General features: G+C 31.4%; 9 protein-coding genes and 1 pseudogene. 4 read left to right on the forward strand and 6 right to left on the reverse strand.

The window, feature by feature from the left end:
* Positions 1-185: 185 nt before the first annotated feature.
* The 6 genes from AADI82_RS07295 to AADI82_RS07320 all read right to left on the reverse strand — a co-directional run bounded on the left by AADI82_RS07295 (position 186) and on the right by AADI82_RS07320 (position 11,658).
* The gene (locus AADI82_RS07295) at positions 186-1,283 is read right to left on the reverse strand and encodes a heparan-alpha-glucosaminide N-acetyltransferase domain-containing protein (RefSeq protein ID WP_341215788.1); all 1,098 of its coding nucleotides are present in this window, start codon (positions 1,281-1,283) and stop codon (positions 186-188) included.
* A 77-nt stretch (positions 1,284-1,360) separates the two neighbouring features.
* Entirely contained in the window at positions 1,361-2,083 is a 723-nt protein-coding gene (locus AADI82_RS07300) for a LytTR family DNA-binding domain-containing protein (protein ID WP_341215789.1), read from the reverse strand.
* Positions 2,080-3,141: a histidine kinase gene (locus AADI82_RS07305; RefSeq protein ID WP_341215790.1), complete on the reverse strand. Its 1,062-nt coding sequence runs from the start codon at positions 3,139-3,141 to the stop codon at positions 2,080-2,082. The genes AADI82_RS07300 and AADI82_RS07305 overlap by 4 nt, the downstream gene beginning before the upstream one ends.
* Before the next feature lie 38 nt (positions 3,142-3,179).
* Positions 3,180-6,488, reverse strand: a complete 3,309-nt coding sequence (locus AADI82_RS07310) for a VCBS repeat-containing protein (RefSeq protein WP_341215791.1) — start codon at positions 6,486-6,488, stop codon at positions 3,180-3,182.
* Positions 6,489-6,591: 103 nt separating this feature from the next.
* The gene (locus tag AADI82_RS07315; protein ID WP_341215792.1) at positions 6,592-8,523 is read right to left on the reverse strand and encodes a SusD/RagB family nutrient-binding outer membrane lipoprotein; all 1,932 of its coding nucleotides are present in this window, start codon (positions 8,521-8,523) and stop codon (positions 6,592-6,594) included.
* A 12-nt stretch (positions 8,524-8,535) separates the two neighbouring features.
* Entirely contained in the window at positions 8,536-11,658 is a 3,123-nt protein-coding gene (locus AADI82_RS07320) for a SusC/RagA family TonB-linked outer membrane protein (RefSeq protein WP_341215793.1), read from the reverse strand.
* A gap of 740 nt (positions 11,659-12,398) precedes the next feature.
* Here AADI82_RS07320 and nagB point away from each other — a divergent pair.
* From nagB to AADI82_RS07340, 4 genes and pseudogenes are all read left to right on the forward strand, one after another.
* Entirely contained in the window at positions 12,399-14,327 is a 1,929-nt protein-coding gene (gene nagB / locus AADI82_RS07325; RefSeq protein WP_341215794.1) for a glucosamine-6-phosphate deaminase, read from the forward strand.
* A 350-nt stretch (positions 14,328-14,677) separates the two neighbouring features.
* Positions 14,678-15,685, forward strand: a complete 1,008-nt coding sequence (locus AADI82_RS07330) for a LacI family DNA-binding transcriptional regulator (protein WP_341215795.1) — start codon at positions 14,678-14,680, stop codon at positions 15,683-15,685.
* Between the two features lie 357 nt (positions 15,686-16,042).
* Entirely contained in the window at positions 16,043-16,189 is a 147-nt protein-coding gene (locus AADI82_RS07335) for a hypothetical protein (protein ID WP_341215796.1), read from the forward strand.
* 182 nt (positions 16,190-16,371) lie between these two features.
* Positions 16,372-16,755, forward strand: a pseudogene (locus AADI82_RS07340) (hypothetical protein); the annotation flags it as partial.

The raw sequence follows: 16,755 nt of genomic DNA on the forward strand, positions 1-16,755 counted from the left end.
GTTAATTAACAAATTAACGCTGTTTCTATTTAAAGTATATCTTTTTAAAAGGATAAGTAACCTTTATGAGATTACTAAAAGTATAGTAACTATAAAAAAACAGTGACCTTATAAAGTTATTACCAATAAATGTATAAAGTTTAATGATGATTATATAAAAATGCTTTAAGAAGTAAAAAAATAATTTAAACCTTAATAAATATCTTTTTCTTAAAGAGAACATATCCCAGGACTAAATAAAACATTACAACAGTTAAAGCATAAAGTAAGGATGATAATTTATCTGCTAAAAAAGGTTGAACATAAATAGTATTGTATAGCCAGGAATGAATACTTTGTTGAGGGGTGACTTTTATTAAATAAAAACATTTAGAAATAAAACTTGATAAAAAATAAATAGTAATAGCATTAGAGCCTACATACTTAAAAACACTGCCAAATTTCCAATCTAGCACATCGGTTAGGTAATAAATAACAGATAGAATTAAAGTAGCCCATCCGCTAGTTACTAATACAAAACTACTACTCCAAATGGCTTTATTTATGGGAAACCAAATACTAAAAATATAACCACAAACCAATAATGATATAGCGATTATTAGTAAATAGGTCAATTTGTTAATATTATCTTTAGATAGTATTCTACCAACCAAAATTCCAGAAATACTGGTTGCAATGGCTGGTAATGTGCTTAAAATACCTTCAGGATCATAATCTTGTTTCCACATGTGTTTGCCTAAAACTTTTAAATCTATATAGTTAGCCCAATTGTTTGGTGCTCTATCAAAAGTTGGTAAAACACCATTTGGTAAAGGCACAAAACCTAAGAATATCCAATACCCAATTAAAATTGATAAGCTTATAGCTAGCAACGTTTTCCAATTACAGTTTATAAATAAAACTGCAGAAATTAAAAACACAACACCAATGCGTTGTAACACACCAGGGAATCTTAAGATTTCAAAATCTTTTATAAAAGGGAAGTAGGGTAAAAATAATGCTAAAAACAATCCAAGACCAATAAGCTTTAAACTACGAATAATAATTTTTTTATATGTGGTCCAATTTTTTGGCTTGTTTTTGTAGGCAAACGAAATTGAAATACCTACAATAAATAAGAAGAACGGAAAAACTAAATCTGTTGGTGTAAGCCCGTGCCAATTGGCGTGAAGCAATGGCGCATAAACTTTACTCCACGTTCCTGGGGTATTTACTAAAATCATTGCAGCAATTGTAAACCCCCTAAGTATGTCTACGGATTGAATCCTTTGCTTTGCAATCATTTTATAAACTTTTATGTTGATTAAAAAAGATAAATTAAATAATTTAGTATGCACCAAGGTGTGGCTTCATTTAAAAATTAATTTTCGTTACCTTCTTTAATATTAAGTATGCGTTCTTTTGTTTGCTTTAAATAATTTCTTCCAATAGGAATTCTTCTGCCTGCAATTTCTATGGTATTGCCTTCTAAAGCTGCAATTTTATTTATTGAAATATTGTATGATCTATGTACGCGTATAAAATTTGATTGTGGTAACTCTTCAGAGATGGCGGTTAGTGATTTGTGTACTACATAATCGCCAAGAGATGTTACTATTTTAATATAATCTTTTAAACTTTCAATAAATAAAATATCATTAAGGTTAACTTTAATCAATTTTTTATCAACTTTTAAAAAAATATGAGGTTCTTGATTTAAACTAGAATCTCCAGAAGTAGTGTTGGTATGTATTTGTTGATATACTTTATTTATTGTTTTTAAAAAGCGATTAAATGGTATTGGTTTTACTAGGTAGTCTAATATACTTAATTCAAAACTTTTTACAGCATATTCTCTGTAAGCAGTAGTTATTACTATTAGGGGTTTAATATTTAAGTTTTCAATAAAAGTAAAACCACTCATTTGAGGCATATTAATATCTAGAAAAACAAGGTCAATTTTTAATTGTTGTAAAACACCAAAAGCCTTTAATGGATTAGTAAAGGTTTCAACAACTTCAATATTATCGAAATTTTTTAAATGATTCTCTATAACACTTATTGCTAAAGGCTCATCATCTATAATGATACAGTTAATCCTCATCTTACAGGGATTTTTAAAAATAAATTATAAATATCGTTAGTAATGCTAGGTTGCAGCACAAAATCTTTTGCAAATAAGAGTTTTAATCGCCGTAACGAATTAGATATTCCTATTCCTTTTTTTTCATTATCTATTGCTATGGGATCAAAATTATTAGAAATTTTAAATTCGAGATACTTTTTATTAACAATCTCAAAACTCATTTTTATAGTAATTTTATCATTACCTTTTAATCCATGTTTAAAACAATTTTCAACAAAAGTAATAAGTAATAATGGCGGTACTTTAACATCTTCTAAGTCGCCTGTAATAAGTAATTCTGTGTCAATTCTGTCTTTAAATCTAAGATTTTCTATATCTATGTAGTTGTTTATATGGCTTATTTCTTCAAGTAAATCTGCTTTAGAATCGGTTACATCGTAAAGTACATATTCCATCATATTAGATAATTTTAAGATTAACCGAGGCAAATTACTAGATTTATTGAGAGCTAATGCATATAAGTTATTTAAAGTATTAAAGAAAAAATGTGGTTGTACCTGCGTTCTTAAAAATTTTAATTCGGTGCTTAATTGTAATTGAGAGAGTTCCTCATTTCTTTTTTTCTCAATACTCCATTCCACTATAATTTTTATGGCAGTAGCAAATGCGATAACATATATTTGTCCAATAAATTCTGATATAAAATGATTGAACATAGATTGGTTTGGCATTGTGGAATACATACTAATCCATATTTCGTCTGTAACAAATACAAAATTTAAACCGATTCTTAAAAAGTAGGCTATTACCAATGAAGCAACTAAGCTTAATATAAAAGCAAAGTATTTGCCTTTTAAAATAAATTTAGGAATAAGATAATAGATGTTTAAATAAACTAATATAATGTGAATGGGGAATTCTACAAGATTAGATTTAATTGAATATATAAAATCGTTGTTATAACTACCCCATCTAACAACATTAAAAACAAAATAACTAAGCCAAAATATGACATGATACTTTAGTGGGATGGTTGTTTTTATTTTGTTTTTAAAGATTATGAAGGTTTTTTTCATTTACTGCACACTCATTTTTTATTATTATATAAAGTGATTTATTTGTTTAACACATTAAATAAATTAACGCTATCATCGTTGTTTGTTATTAACAATATAGTGTCATTTTTTTTCTTTAAGGTGATGATATCTTTTGAGTTTCCTACGTTTATAAAACCAGTTTCATCAATATCTAATATTTTAAATTTTTTGTTTTTATATGATAAAATACTACCTAAAGAAGCATCGTAACGCACGGTTTCAACTTCGGCATTGTAATGGTTGCCAATGGCTATAATTTCTTTGTTGTTATCATTATTTATATCCATAAACTCAAAATCCATAATAGGTGCAATTTGAAGCATTTTAGGAAGGCTTTTAATAGTGAAATTTCCATTCCCATTATTTTCTAAAAACACACTATTTAGCATGTGCACTTTAAGATGTAGTGCTTTATCTAAAGCCTCTTTACCATAAATATCTTCAAGAGAAGCTTCAGCAAATTCGCTAAATGTTGGAAATTTATCTTTAATAAAAGGCATTTGTTGCGAGGAGCATTCTCGCCCTCTTGATGGTACTAAAGTGCCTTTGTAATTTGAAGTTAAAACAATATCATAAGTTCCAGAATTATCAAAATCATCACAAAATACATGAAATGGTTTTTTAGTACTGGCCTTGTATTTTGTGTTTAATCCTAAATTGCCGACAAAATAATCCATGTCACCATCGTTGTCAATATCCGCACTTTCAATACTAAACCATAGACCTTCGGTGTTTTTTAATGAATCGTTTACCACTAGATTAAACGTTCCATTATTGTTTTCAAATATGGTTATTGGCATCCATTCACCTACAATAATTAAATCTTCATCATTATCATTGTCAAAATCTGTAAATATAGCATCAGTGACAAGGCCAACGTTTTTTATTGCAGGTGCTATTGATGCCGTTTTGTTGTAAAATCTACCATTTTCGTTTATTAATATGTACGATTCGGGTGCATAGGGGTATTTGTTGGGTATCATACGACCGCCAACAAACAGGTCTAAATCGCCATCATTATCAATATCCGAAGCTTTAATAGCTTGCCCACTGGAATTAATTTTAGGAAGTACATTTTTACCTTTGCTAAAGTTGCCTTTACCATCGTTTATATAAATTCTATCTTGATATAAACTACTGTTTTCTTCAAATTCGGCACCACCACTTACTACATAAAGATCATTGTCATTATCATTATCAAAATCTAAAAATAGCACACCCAAATCTTCAAATTGTTTGTCTTCTTGCCAGATTTTAGTGCTTTGTTTGATGAAACTGCCATTTTCATTTTGAATATATAATTCGCCACTTTGGTCTTTAGCGCCGCCAATAAAAAAATCTTCTAAACCATCTCCATTTACATCAGATTTATCAACAAATGGACCATTGGTTGATTGGCTATGTGGTAGTAAGACTTGCTCTTTGTAGTCATCAAATTCATTTTCGCTATGCTTATAAACAATGCCTTGTTCAGAAGGATTACTTCTTTTTAATAGTGTTTTTGTTTGTTCTATCTTTTTATTTTCGAGCGGAGTAGCACTTTCCTGATTTACAGAAATGATTTGATTGGTTTTAACATTAGTAAGTTTAGTGATTTTTTGATTAGGCCATTCAATTAAAATTTCATCAATAATTGTAGCATCGCTAATTCCAAAATTTACGATATTTTGAACAGATGAAATAAAACCTCTACTGGTATATAATTCTTGATATTGCTTTGTATTATTTGCTGTTAAGGTTATTTTAGAACCGATGGCAAATTTGTTTTTTGCATCGCCATTTAATTTAATTTGAATAAAATTATTAGTGTCGTTATTTTGATAGAGTAGTGGTGTGTCGTTTATATTATTTATAACTAAATCTAAATCGCCATCGTTATCAAAATCTGCATAAGCAGCACCATTGGATTGTGTTTTTTCGTTTAATCCCCAATTTTTAGGATTTTTAGTAAAATTAAGATTGCCTTCGTTTTTAAATGCGTAATTACGAATTTTTGTCGAGGGCTGTAAATCGGTTATTTCCTTGAAGCTTGGTTTGTTTTTTTGTTTAAATCGTCTGCTTAATTCGGTTCTAAAGTCTTGATTCGCCATGTCTTTAAAAATGCCATTGGAGATAAAAACATCTTTAAGACCGTCGTTATCAAAATCGGCAATTAACGGCGCCCAACTCCAATCGGTTTTTGCTAAGCCACTTATTTGGGCTATTTCGCTAAACTTTCCGTTTTTTCTATTTAGCTGTAAGGTGTTTACCATGTATTGATGATGGTAATTGTTTTTAACCAAGGCATAGAAATTTTGTGTATTCATAGACGCCATGTTTTGTTTGCTTCTAACATGGTCTTCAAATGCCATTTCCAATACAAATAAATCTGGGTGTAAATCGTTGTTTAAATCGGCATAATCTGATCCCATGCTGCTAAACGAAATATGGTTTACCCGATCTAAAATCTCATTAGAAAAAGTACCGTTTTTGTTATTTATATAGAGTTTGTCTGGTGTTAAAAAATCGTTACAAACATACACGTCTGGCCAACCATCATTATTAAAATCGCCTATTGATGCACTTAGCCCAAAAGCTTTATTAACTATACCAGCATCGTGTGTGATTTCGGTAAAAAACGAGCCATCATTTCTGTATAATATATCTGAGCTTAATCTCGAATAAGCTCTTTCTATACGCATATTAAGACTACCTGTGTTCTCGAAATCTGGTCTGTGGTTTACTAAATACATGTCTAAATCGCCGTCCTTATCAAAATCGAAAAAGTACGATTGTGTACTAAAACCCGGGTCGTTTATTTTCCATTCTTCAGCCTTGTCTATAAACGTATTATTTTTTTGATTGATATATAGTTTGTTTTCTTTTTTAAAGGTTGTTTTATTGGTTCCTGACTTACATATGTAAATATCGAGCCAACCATCGTTATTGATATCTACAACAGAAACCCCTGTAGACCATCCTTCAGCATCTTCTAACCCTGATGTTTCAGTAATATCTTTAAATTTAAAATCACCTTGATTTAAATACAGTTTGTTTGAATTTTGATTGGCTATAAAAAAGACATCTACTAAATCATCATTGTTAAAATCTGCAGTTGCAACACCACCACCATTATAAATGTTACCAAAATTTAAGAAATTCAAATCCCCAGTTTCTTCTACATTATTTTTAAAAGTAAAAGTTGTTTTTTCGTTTGGAATTAAAGAAAAAAGCGTAGAACTATTAGAAGGCTTATTATTTATAGATTTTAAGGTCTTGTACGATTTATTTTGATTGCAGTTAACAAGTATTGTACTTAAAATTGTAAAGAGAATAATTTTTTTCAAAACACTGTTTTTAATAATTAATTTTAATGATAAATATAAAAAATAAAAAAGGGAGAATCTATATAGTTTCTCCCTTTTAACAATATAACTTTAATTACTATGTTTAATTTTGTTTAGCCCACCATAATGGCGTATGTACTGTGTCCGGACCTCCTAATAGTTGCACGGCTTGCGCATATCCATTTGGAATATTGTTTCCAAAAGAAGACGGGTATTTAACACGTTGCCCAAAGAAATTTACTTGATTGGTCATGTAGTTATTAGGGGTTAATTGTGGCATATCTGGGAATGGATCTTCAACGGCAGGGTTTTCAAAGAATGGTAACCCTAAACGTCTGTGGTCATTCCATAATTCAAGAGGTATCCACGCATGCGACGCTATATACTTTTGCGTAATAATTTTAGTTAAAAGATCATTTTTAACGGTTCCTCCTTCATAAATAGTGTTATTTGGATAAGTGTAATTATAAGTTCCAGCTACACCTGTATAACCATTTACATAATCCATAGTTACACTTGCAGGAGGTTCTGCTGTATGATCCCAACTTACTGAAGTACCATTGTTATTGTAGTCCTGAGAAGCTAAATACATTGTTAAATGATCAGAAACTCCATAATAGGTAAAGCTATCGGCTATTCCTGCTTCATAGGCTTCTTTACCAGTTAAAGGTGTACTCCAACCTCTTGTAGCTGCTTCAGCAATTAGGAAATGAGTTTCCCAAGATGGGAAAAAGATACGCTCACTATCTCCTTCTCTAAAATTAAGTCCTAAACGTGGCCAAGACCCTGATGAAATTAATTGATTCTTTGACCCTGGAATACCCGTGTTCCCAGCTGCAGTGGCGTTATATGTAAAAGCACCATCAAGAGTGATGTCATCTGTTTCACCATTAGTATCAGGATCATCCACTGCACCAATTATCAAATCTCTTTCACTAAGTGTATGGTTGTTACTCCAAGTCGGGTAATTACTATAATGTGGATCATCAAGATTTCCTGGAATTGGGAAGGTTTTATAAGATCTAGGATCTATAGTGTTTGGTAAACCATCTAGCCAGAATCCTTTTGCAGGATCGTTAGTAAGCATTGAAAAATGATCATCAAATTTCATCCCTAAATAACCAGCAGGTTTAATATTGATTTGATCATCAGCGGGTAACTGGTCCATAGATGTTACACCACCTAATCCCACAACTACATTTCTATATGCAGGGGTTATATAATGGCTGTTCCATTGTCTAGACTGCGGGTTGGTGTAACTGCTCCAACCACCAGTAGAAAAAACTCTCATATCATCATCAGGCGTGGCGATAATTTGCCCACTATTAGCAGCTTCTTCAAAGTGTTGTTGAGCAACAGAAGGTGCAACTTCAGATAAACGCATCGCTAAACGCATTCTCATAGAATTACCATATTTTTTCCATTTGGCATAATCATATCCAAAAGCTGGGTCTAAGTCTGCATCTGGTTTAGATGCATTGGTTTCGTCTATTTTACTAACGGCATCTTTTAATTCTGCTAACATGAAATTGTAGACATCCTCTACACTACTGTATTCTGGATTTTCGCCTTGAAACCCATTTATAGGTATAGGGCCAAAAGTGTCTGCCATTTCACTCATAATATATACCCTCCAAATTCTTGCAATCTGTAATACGTTTTCGGTATATTCCTTAACGTTACCTGAAGCAATTTTCTCCTCTGCTACAGTAATACCAGTTGTAATATCTCGAAGCCATCTTGAAACAAAACTGTTAAAGTAATCGTTTGTCCAACCATCGTTAGAACGACCATGGGACAAAACGCCCAATCTAGATGTTCTTGAGGCATCTTTCCAATATAATACAAAAACACGTTCTGCGATATGCGGATCTTGTTGTGCCGCTCCTATAGAGGCGTTAATAAAAAACTCTACTTCTACTTGTTCTGCTGAGGCAGCCAAGGGATCAACATTGATTTCTTCAAAATCACTACAAGAAAAAACCAATGCCGTTGCACAAAATAGTGCGATTGTTTTACTTAATACTTTTTTCATAATTTTTCTTTTTTAAAATTTAGCAGCTATATTAAAAAATACAGTTCTTGTTGTTGGTGGTGCTAAGTTCTCGAAACCAACTGCGTTTGACCGTGTTGCATTCACAGCTTCGGGATCTACACCATTTAATTTACTTGAAATCATCCATACGTTGTTAGCTGATAGGCCAAGTGATAATCCTCTAAAAGGTGTTCTGTCTATAAATTCTTTGCCAAAAGTGTAAGTTAAATTTACATTTCTTAATCTTACATGCGTGGCATCATATATATTAGCTTCATTAATACCTAAGTTACCAGTACTACCCGTTATGGCAGCCCAGTAATTTTGAGGGGAAACTTCAATTGTATTTTCAATAAGGTTACCAGAACCATCATCTACAACACCATCTACTACAAAGTTAGCTCTTTCTCCGTTAACCACTGTTGCAGCAGCAATACCAGAACGTTGTAAGGCGTGATTGGTGCCAGAGAAAATTTCTCCTCCTATGCTAGCGCTAACTAAGAAGCTAAATGAAAAGTTTTTGTACCTAAACATATTTGTAATCCCTAATAAGGCATCAGGCACTTGAGAACCTAAAACATGCGTGTCTGGTGTGCCTTGTGGTAATCCTGCGTTTAAGAGCATTTTTCCAAAAAACGGACTAGACTCATCTTCAACCCTCCTAAACTTAGACCCGACAATTACACCATAATCTTGACCTACATCTGCACTTATTCTAAAGTTATCAAAAGCTCCACCAGGTAAAGTAAAAGTAGTAACATCATCAGCCAATTCCTCTATGGTGTTTTCGTTTTTTGAGTAGTTAAGATCCATATCCCAAGTTAAACCATCATCATTATCTAAAATTCGCGTCTTTAAAGTTATTTCTATACCTTTATTTTGTATGTTACCTGCATTTATCTTTTTTTCATTGTATCCACTAAAAGGATCTAAAGGAAGATCTATTAACTGATTTGTGGCATTTGTTTTATACCAAGCAACATCTAACCCTATTCTATTATTAAGAAAGCGAGCTTCTAAGCCTACTTCATAAGATTTAATCAACTCATTTACTACATCTGGGTTAAATAACACACTGTTTGTGCCCGCGGTAGTGTTTCCTAATGGGTCATTTCCGATAGTATACGAGTTATACAACTGATAAGGATTCAAATCATTACCTACCTCTGCATACGAGCCTCTTATTTTACCAAAAGTAAACCAACTTGGTAAGTCGCCCCCGTTTTTAGTTATCATATCAGAAATGACAATTGATGTACTAACAGATGAGTAGAAAAATGATCTATTTTCTTTACTTAATGTAGAAGTCCAGTCATTACGTCCCGTGAAATCAACAAATAAATAGCCATCATAGTTTACTTGAAAAAGTCCATATAACGAGTTTATTTTCTTTTGATTAAAGACTTGTTCTACTCTTGCAGGATCAACCCCATTGTTTAAGCTAAATAAATTAGGTACTAACAAGGTTCCTGAATTACTATTTAATTCACTTCTTTCCTGAGACATTAAATTGCCACCTAAAGTAATTGATCCTCCAAATTTTCCAAAAAGATTATCTTTAGATGCGGCAATTAAGGCACTATAGTTTTGTTCGTTAAAGGTTCTTTTTCCTAAACCATAAGTAGAGTTGCTAGAGGTTCCAGCGAAAACCTTTGATTCGATATTAGTGGTATATAAATCTGTACCAGCTCTTACTTCAGCTCTTAGCCAATCATTAAATTGATGCTTTAAAGTTCCTGTTAAAACAAAACGGTCTCTAGAGTCCCAACTTAAACGCCTTTTGTTAGCCCAATAAGGGTTAATTTGATTAGAGTTAGGGTCATACCATATTTGATTACCAAACTCATCTACTCCAGCAGAATATTGTCTAATATCACGCGAACGCGGAAAGTTAATTAAGGTTTGGTATTGACTTAGTGCCCCAAAACCAGTTCTTGGTCTATTATTGGCTGTGGTTTTGTTGTATTGTACTTTGGTATCAACTTCCCAATTTTTATTGGCTCCAAATTTCGACACACCTCTTGCTGTTAAGTTTAAACGCTCTAATGTAGCAGAAGGAGAAATTCCTTCATCATCCAAATAATTGGCAGAGGTATATATAGAACCATTTTCTGTTTGATTTTGGAATGATAGACTGTGATTTTGACTAAACCCATTTTTGTAGTAATTCCCAATATTATCATAAGCTCTATCAAAAACAACAGATCCTTCATTTGGCCCTGTTTCTGTTTGTCCTTCAATTTTTGGTCCCCAACTAGAAGTGTCATATTCTCCATAAGCACCTAAAGAACCTTGCCCAAAAGAATCTTGCAAATCAGGTTTTGTAAAAATACTTTGAAAGCCTGTAGTTGCAGAATACGAAATACCTAAACCTTTATTGGATTTACCAGTTTTCGTGGTAATTAAAATCACACCATTACCAGCACGAGAACCGTATAATGCTGCTGCAGAAGCACCTTTTAAAACAGATAAGCTTTCAATGTCTTCAGGGTTTATATCTGCTATACCATTACCCAAATCGGCTTCTGGACTCCAAAAGCCTTCATTACCAGCACCTGTAAAGTTATCTAACGGTGTGCCATCAACTACAATTAGTGGTTGGTTGTCACCTGTTAAAGAACTATATCCTCTTAATACAATTTTAGATGATCCAGCAGGGCCATTACTACCTTTTATAACCTGTAACCCAGTTATTTTACCAGATAAGGCATTAACCATATTAGGTTCTCTTGATTCAGATATAGAAGCACCTTGAATCTCTTGAACAGAATATCCTAAAGATTTACGTTCTCTTTTAATACCTAAGGCAGTTACAACAACTTCGTCTAATTGACTAGCGTCTTCTACTAAGGATACATTAATAACTGTTTGATTGTTAACAGCAATTTCTTGATTAGTGTAGCCTATGTAAGAAACAACTAAGATAGCTGATTGGCTTGAAACAGTGATACTGTAATTACCATCAAAATCTGTAGAAACACCATTGGTAGTTCCTTTAACAATAACATTTGCTCCTCCTAAAGGGATTCCTGTATTGCTGTCTGTAATAGTTCCAGTTACTGTGCTTTGGGCTTGCATGCTTTGCATACTCAACAAGCAAAACACAAACATTAGTTTTAGTAATTTTTGAATCATAATTTTTTTGATTTAGTTTTTAATTTTGATTGCTTCAAGACTTGTTCTTGAGGGTTAATTTAGTTTTGGTTTTTTGTTTTATCATTTAATAAAAGTTTAAGTTAAAATGTTTAGTTTTTGATTAAATTTATGTTAAGATAAAAATAAGGATGGTAATTAGCAAAAAAATACAAGGATTTGCAAATAAACCATTATAATATGCAAAATATTTAATTATCCCATTGATATAAAATATAATATATATACAACACGTTTCTAATGACAAACAACAATTAATTGGCGATAAATGGTATTCGTGAAATTTTAGTTAAGAGTGTTAGTAACTTTTATTAAAAACAGCAATGATCTAAACGCAATATAAATTGCGTGCTTAATACTAAGATAGAGTAAATTAAAGTGTGATTGTCTTTTAAGATGTCAAAAACCACCTGTTTAAATGTTAAGTGGATTAAGTTTTAAATAAAATTAAAACATGAAATTTTGAATAAAATCACTTATCCACAATATGTAGTTGTCTATCATAAAAATTATGTTGTCTGTATATTTTGTTTAAAATTTCAAATATTTTGGTGGTATATTAGTTAGTAGGCTAAACGATTTAGCCTACTAACTAATGCATTAATATTACTAATCTTAAATTAGTACTATAAAAATGTAAAGTGCAATTTTAAATAAGTATCTTTTTGTAGTTAAGCTTTTACTTACTTTATAAAAAAGATTAACTCTAATCAAGTTTTAATATGGAAGCAGATATTGCCAATTATGAGAGTGTTACTTATAAAACACCTGGGAAATTTGAAGACACTCGTTTTGAAAAAATTCATAATGTTATTTTCGAGTCTTCTCAAAAGGCATCAGTATTAGTAGCTCAAGAAATCGCAAATTTAATACGGGAGAAAAGCGCATTAAATGAATCTTGTGTATTGGGGCTAGCAACGGGTTCTTCACCAATAAAAGTGTATGAAGAATTGGTAAGAATGCATAAAGAAGAAGGTTTGAGTTTTGCAAATGTAATCACCTTTAATTTAGACGAGTATTTGTCAATGGATAAAACTAACATACAGAGTTATTTTTATTTCATGCATGAACATCTTTTCAATCATGTTGATATTCTGCCAGAAAATATTAATATTCCAGATGGTAAAGTAAAGGCAGAAGATTTATATCAATATTGTATAGATTACGAAATGAAAATTAAAGCACATGGTGGTATAGATTTTCAGCTTTTAGGAATAGGTAGAACGGGACATATTGGTTTTAACGAACCTGGTTCTCATTTTAACTCTGGTACCAGAAGTATTACATTAGATCATATTACACGTATAGATGCTGCTCCTGCATTTCTTGGTATTGATAATGTACCTAGAAAAGCTATTACTATGGGTATTGGTACAGTACAAAGTGCTAAAAGAATAGTGCTTTTAGGTTGGGGAATAAGTAAAGCAAAAATTCTTAAAAAAACAATTGAGGGTGAAATCACTCCTCAGGTACCTGCAACCTATTTACAAGAACACAATAACACAACTTTTGTTTTAGACAAAGATGCATCATCAGAATTAACTAGAGTAAAAACGCCTTGGTTAGTAACCTCTTGTGTATGGACAGATGTCTTAAAACTTAAAGCTGTTGTTTGGTTAAGTGCTTTAACAGATAAACCTTTTTTAAAATTAACAGACAAAGATTATAATGATAATGGGATGTCTAGTCTTTTAACTGAAGATGGTACTGCATACAATTTAAATATTAAAATGTTCAATAAAATGCAGCATACTATTACAGGGTGGCCTGGTGGAAAACCATTTGCAGATGATACTAATAGGCCAGAAAGAGCAACCCCAGAAAAAAAGAGAGTAATTATATTTAGCCCACATCCAGATGATGATATGATTTCTATGGGAGGTACTATAGATAGACTAGTAGAGCAAGGTCACGATGTACATGTTGCTTACCAAACATCTGGAAATATAGCAGTTTCTGATGAAGAGGCATTGAAGTTTGCAGAAATATCTAAATCGTTAAATGCAAATTCTGCTGAATCAGATAGCATTATAGACTTTTTAAAAAGCAAAACAGATAACAATATAGATTCTATAGAAGTTAGAAAATTAAAAGGACTGATAAGACGAAGCGAATCGCTTGCAGCTACCAGGTATTTAGGAGTAGATGATTCAAACGTTCATTTTCTTGACTTACCATTTTACGAAACAGGAACTGTAAAAAAGAATAATCTTTCAGATGATGATATAGGTATTATGTGTAGTCTAATCGAGCACGTAAAGCCACATCAAATATATGCAGCAGGCGATTTAGCAGACCCGCACGGAACCCACAAAGTTTGTTTAGATAGTTTGTTTGAAGCATTAAAAAAATTAAAGCACAATAGCTACATGAACGATTGCTGGGTATGGTTATACCGTGGCGCATGGCATGAGTGGGAGCCTTATCAAATTGAAATGGCAGTACCAATGAGTCCAGATCAAGTACTAAAAAAGCGTCACGCCATTTTTTATCATCAATCTCAAAAAGATGGTGTTATGTTTCAAGGAGACGATTCTAGAGAATTTTGGGTACGTGTTGAAGACCGAAACAGGTTAACAGCAAAAAAGTATAATGATTTAGGGTTGGCAGATTATGCGGCTATTGAGGCTTTTAAACGTTACCAATTTTAATCAAGATAATAATAGCGTAAATAATTTTTATGGAGGATGAGGCAAATATATTTTAAAAGGAAATAAATATAAAAAAGTTCTAAATAAAAGCGATATTATTCATTTATAATATATTTTGAGTATAGGGATTAGTCAAACTACACTTAGCTTTTAATTAATAGCAGCGTTACAATCTCATTTTTTTTAAGAAGAAAAAAGTAAGAGTTCGTAGCGCAGCTATTGTTTTTTTATCCCTTTTCTAATCGGGCTAACTTTTTTTGTTTCTACTTTCAACAAATTTAAAGACAATATATGTTGCATTGTGTAATTTTGTAAATTGCATCCTCTATAAAATAAATATATAAACAGAAATGGTTACTTTAAAACAATTAGCAAAAGAGTTAAATGTTTCAATATCTACAGTCTCTAAAGCTTTAAATAATAGCGAAGAAATTGGAGAAGAAACGATTAAGCGTGTTAAAGAACTTGCAGATTTATATAATTACAAGCCAAATAAAGTAGCTTTAAGCTTAAAACAAAATAGAACAAATACAATTGGTGTTATTATACCAGATATTCTAAATCACTTTTTATCAAAGGTTTTATTTGGAATTGAGCGAGAAGCCACACAACACGGATATAATATTATTACGTGTATTTCTAACGAATCTTTAAAAAAAGAAAAAGAAAGTTTGCAATTATTAGCAAACGGAAGCGTAGATGGATTTATTTTATGTGTATCAGAAGAAACACAAATAAAAAATGAAGTTGAGCATTTTAAAAAAACAATTAAGCAAGGTTTGCCAATAGTAATGTTTGATAGAGTTGCCCATGATGTATTGTGTGATAAAGTAATTGTTGATGACTTTGATGCAACCTACAGGGCTACAAAAAAATTGCTAAAGGAAAGCCGAAGGCAAATAGCTTTTATTAGTAATATTGATGATTTAAGCGTAGGTAAATTAAGAGAGAGAGGATATAAAAAAGCTATTTTAGAAAGTTCAGACCATAAAGCATTAGTTTTAAATATAAAAAAAGAAGACGATTCTCAAGACAAGATAAAAGCTTTTATGAAGGAGCACGAAGATATAGATGCGGTAATTGCTGCAGATAGCGCCTCTGGTGTTATTGCTATTAATGTGGCTACAAATTTTGGTCTTAAAGTGCCAAAAGATATTTCGGTAATAGGATTTTCAAGTCAATCAGTGTCTAATCATTCCATACCACGACTAACTACTATAAGACAACATGCAAAAGAAATTGGAACAAATGCTGCACAAATGCTAGTTAAAAGATTACAGAACGTGTCTGGAGAACAATCAGATTTTAAAACTAAAATAGTCAAAACAAGCTTAATCGAAAACGGCTCTACTTTATAAGTTTTCAACAGTCAATTGTTAATAACATTCATGCATTTTAACGTTTAATCGATAAAATCAATCACTTTATCGATTATATTTCTAATATTTGGCTATCTTGTCCTACTTTAGCAACTCTTAATAAGCACCCAAATCAATTCCCCTCAGCTCATTAAGTTTCATTAATCCATTTCGTGACTTTATAGTCACAATTCCCTCATAGTGTTTAAAAAATCTATGCGTTTTTTTACGTTCGATTTTTAAGTTAATTATCCATTTTTCCCTCATCAAAGGTTTTGATTTTTCAAAATCTTCGATAGCATTTTAAATTTTAAAATAAAACCGAGAAAAATAATTTTAACCTAAATCGAATTAATTATGAAAACTTTAAAAATTACTTTATTACTTGCTTTACTTTTAACTGTATTCGCTTCTTGTACTAAACAAGATTTAAATGAAGATGATGTTTTAACTGCTCCTGAAACTGAAGAAACTCCTTATACTGGAGGTAATGGACAAGATTAATACAATAAAATCTTAAAATATAAAAGTCCTGATGCAATTTGCATTAGGACTTTTTTTTTAGTAAAAAATTATAGATACATTTGAATACAAAGTAATAAGCTTCTTGTATATTGAAATATATATTTTTCTTCGTTATCGTATTTATTTCGTTAGGTGAAATGCATTCGCAAATAAATAAAAATTTGCGTAAAATTGATTCTATCCAAGATTATTTGTCAACTGCTAAATTTACAGATTCAGTTTCTGTAGCAAATCAACATTATAAAATAGGAGAACTGTATAGATATTCTTTGCTTAGTGATAGTGCTTATTTTTATTATCAAAAAGCTGAAAAGGTTTTTAGGAAATTCAATTATAAATATGAGACAGCTATAACTCTTTACGGGATTGCAGTTTGTCAAACTTATGATAAAGACTATACAGGTAGTGAAGTAACCTCAATTGAAGCACTAACTTTATTAGAGCAGCTAAATGAAAGCAACCTAATTAAAGAGCGTAAAGCTTATATTTATAATAACTTAGGAATTGTTTTTGATGAGTTAGAACAATTTAATGAATCTATAGAG

Origin of the sequence: uncultured Wocania sp., from assembly GCF_964021735.1 — a bacterium.
Lineage (GTDB): Bacteria > Bacteroidota > Bacteroidia > Flavobacteriales > Flavobacteriaceae > Wocania_A.

Coding starts and splice junctions, on each gene's coding strand:
- AADI82_RS07300 (WP_341215789.1), bottom strand. CDS start 2,083: ATGAGGATTAACTGTATCATTATAGATGATGAGCCTTTAGCAATAAGT.
- AADI82_RS07305 (WP_341215790.1), bottom strand. CDS start 3,141: ATGAAAAAAACCTTCATAATCTTTAAAAACAAAATAAAAACAACCATC.
- AADI82_RS07335 (WP_341215796.1), top strand. CDS start 16,043: ATGAAAACTTTAAAAATTACTTTATTACTTGCTTTACTTTTAACTGTA.
- AADI82_RS07295 (WP_341215788.1), bottom strand. CDS start 1,283: ATGATTGCAAAGCAAAGGATTCAATCCGTAGACATACTTAGGGGGTTT.
- AADI82_RS07320 (WP_341215793.1), bottom strand. CDS start 11,658: ATGATTCAAAAATTACTAAAACTAATGTTTGTGTTTTGCTTGTTGAGT.
- AADI82_RS07315 (WP_341215792.1), bottom strand. CDS start 8,523: ATGAAAAAAGTATTAAGTAAAACAATCGCACTATTTTGTGCAACGGCA.
- nagB (WP_341215794.1), top strand. CDS start 12,399: ATGGAAGCAGATATTGCCAATTATGAGAGTGTTACTTATAAAACACCT.
- AADI82_RS07330 (WP_341215795.1), top strand. CDS start 14,678: ATGGTTACTTTAAAACAATTAGCAAAAGAGTTAAATGTTTCAATATCT.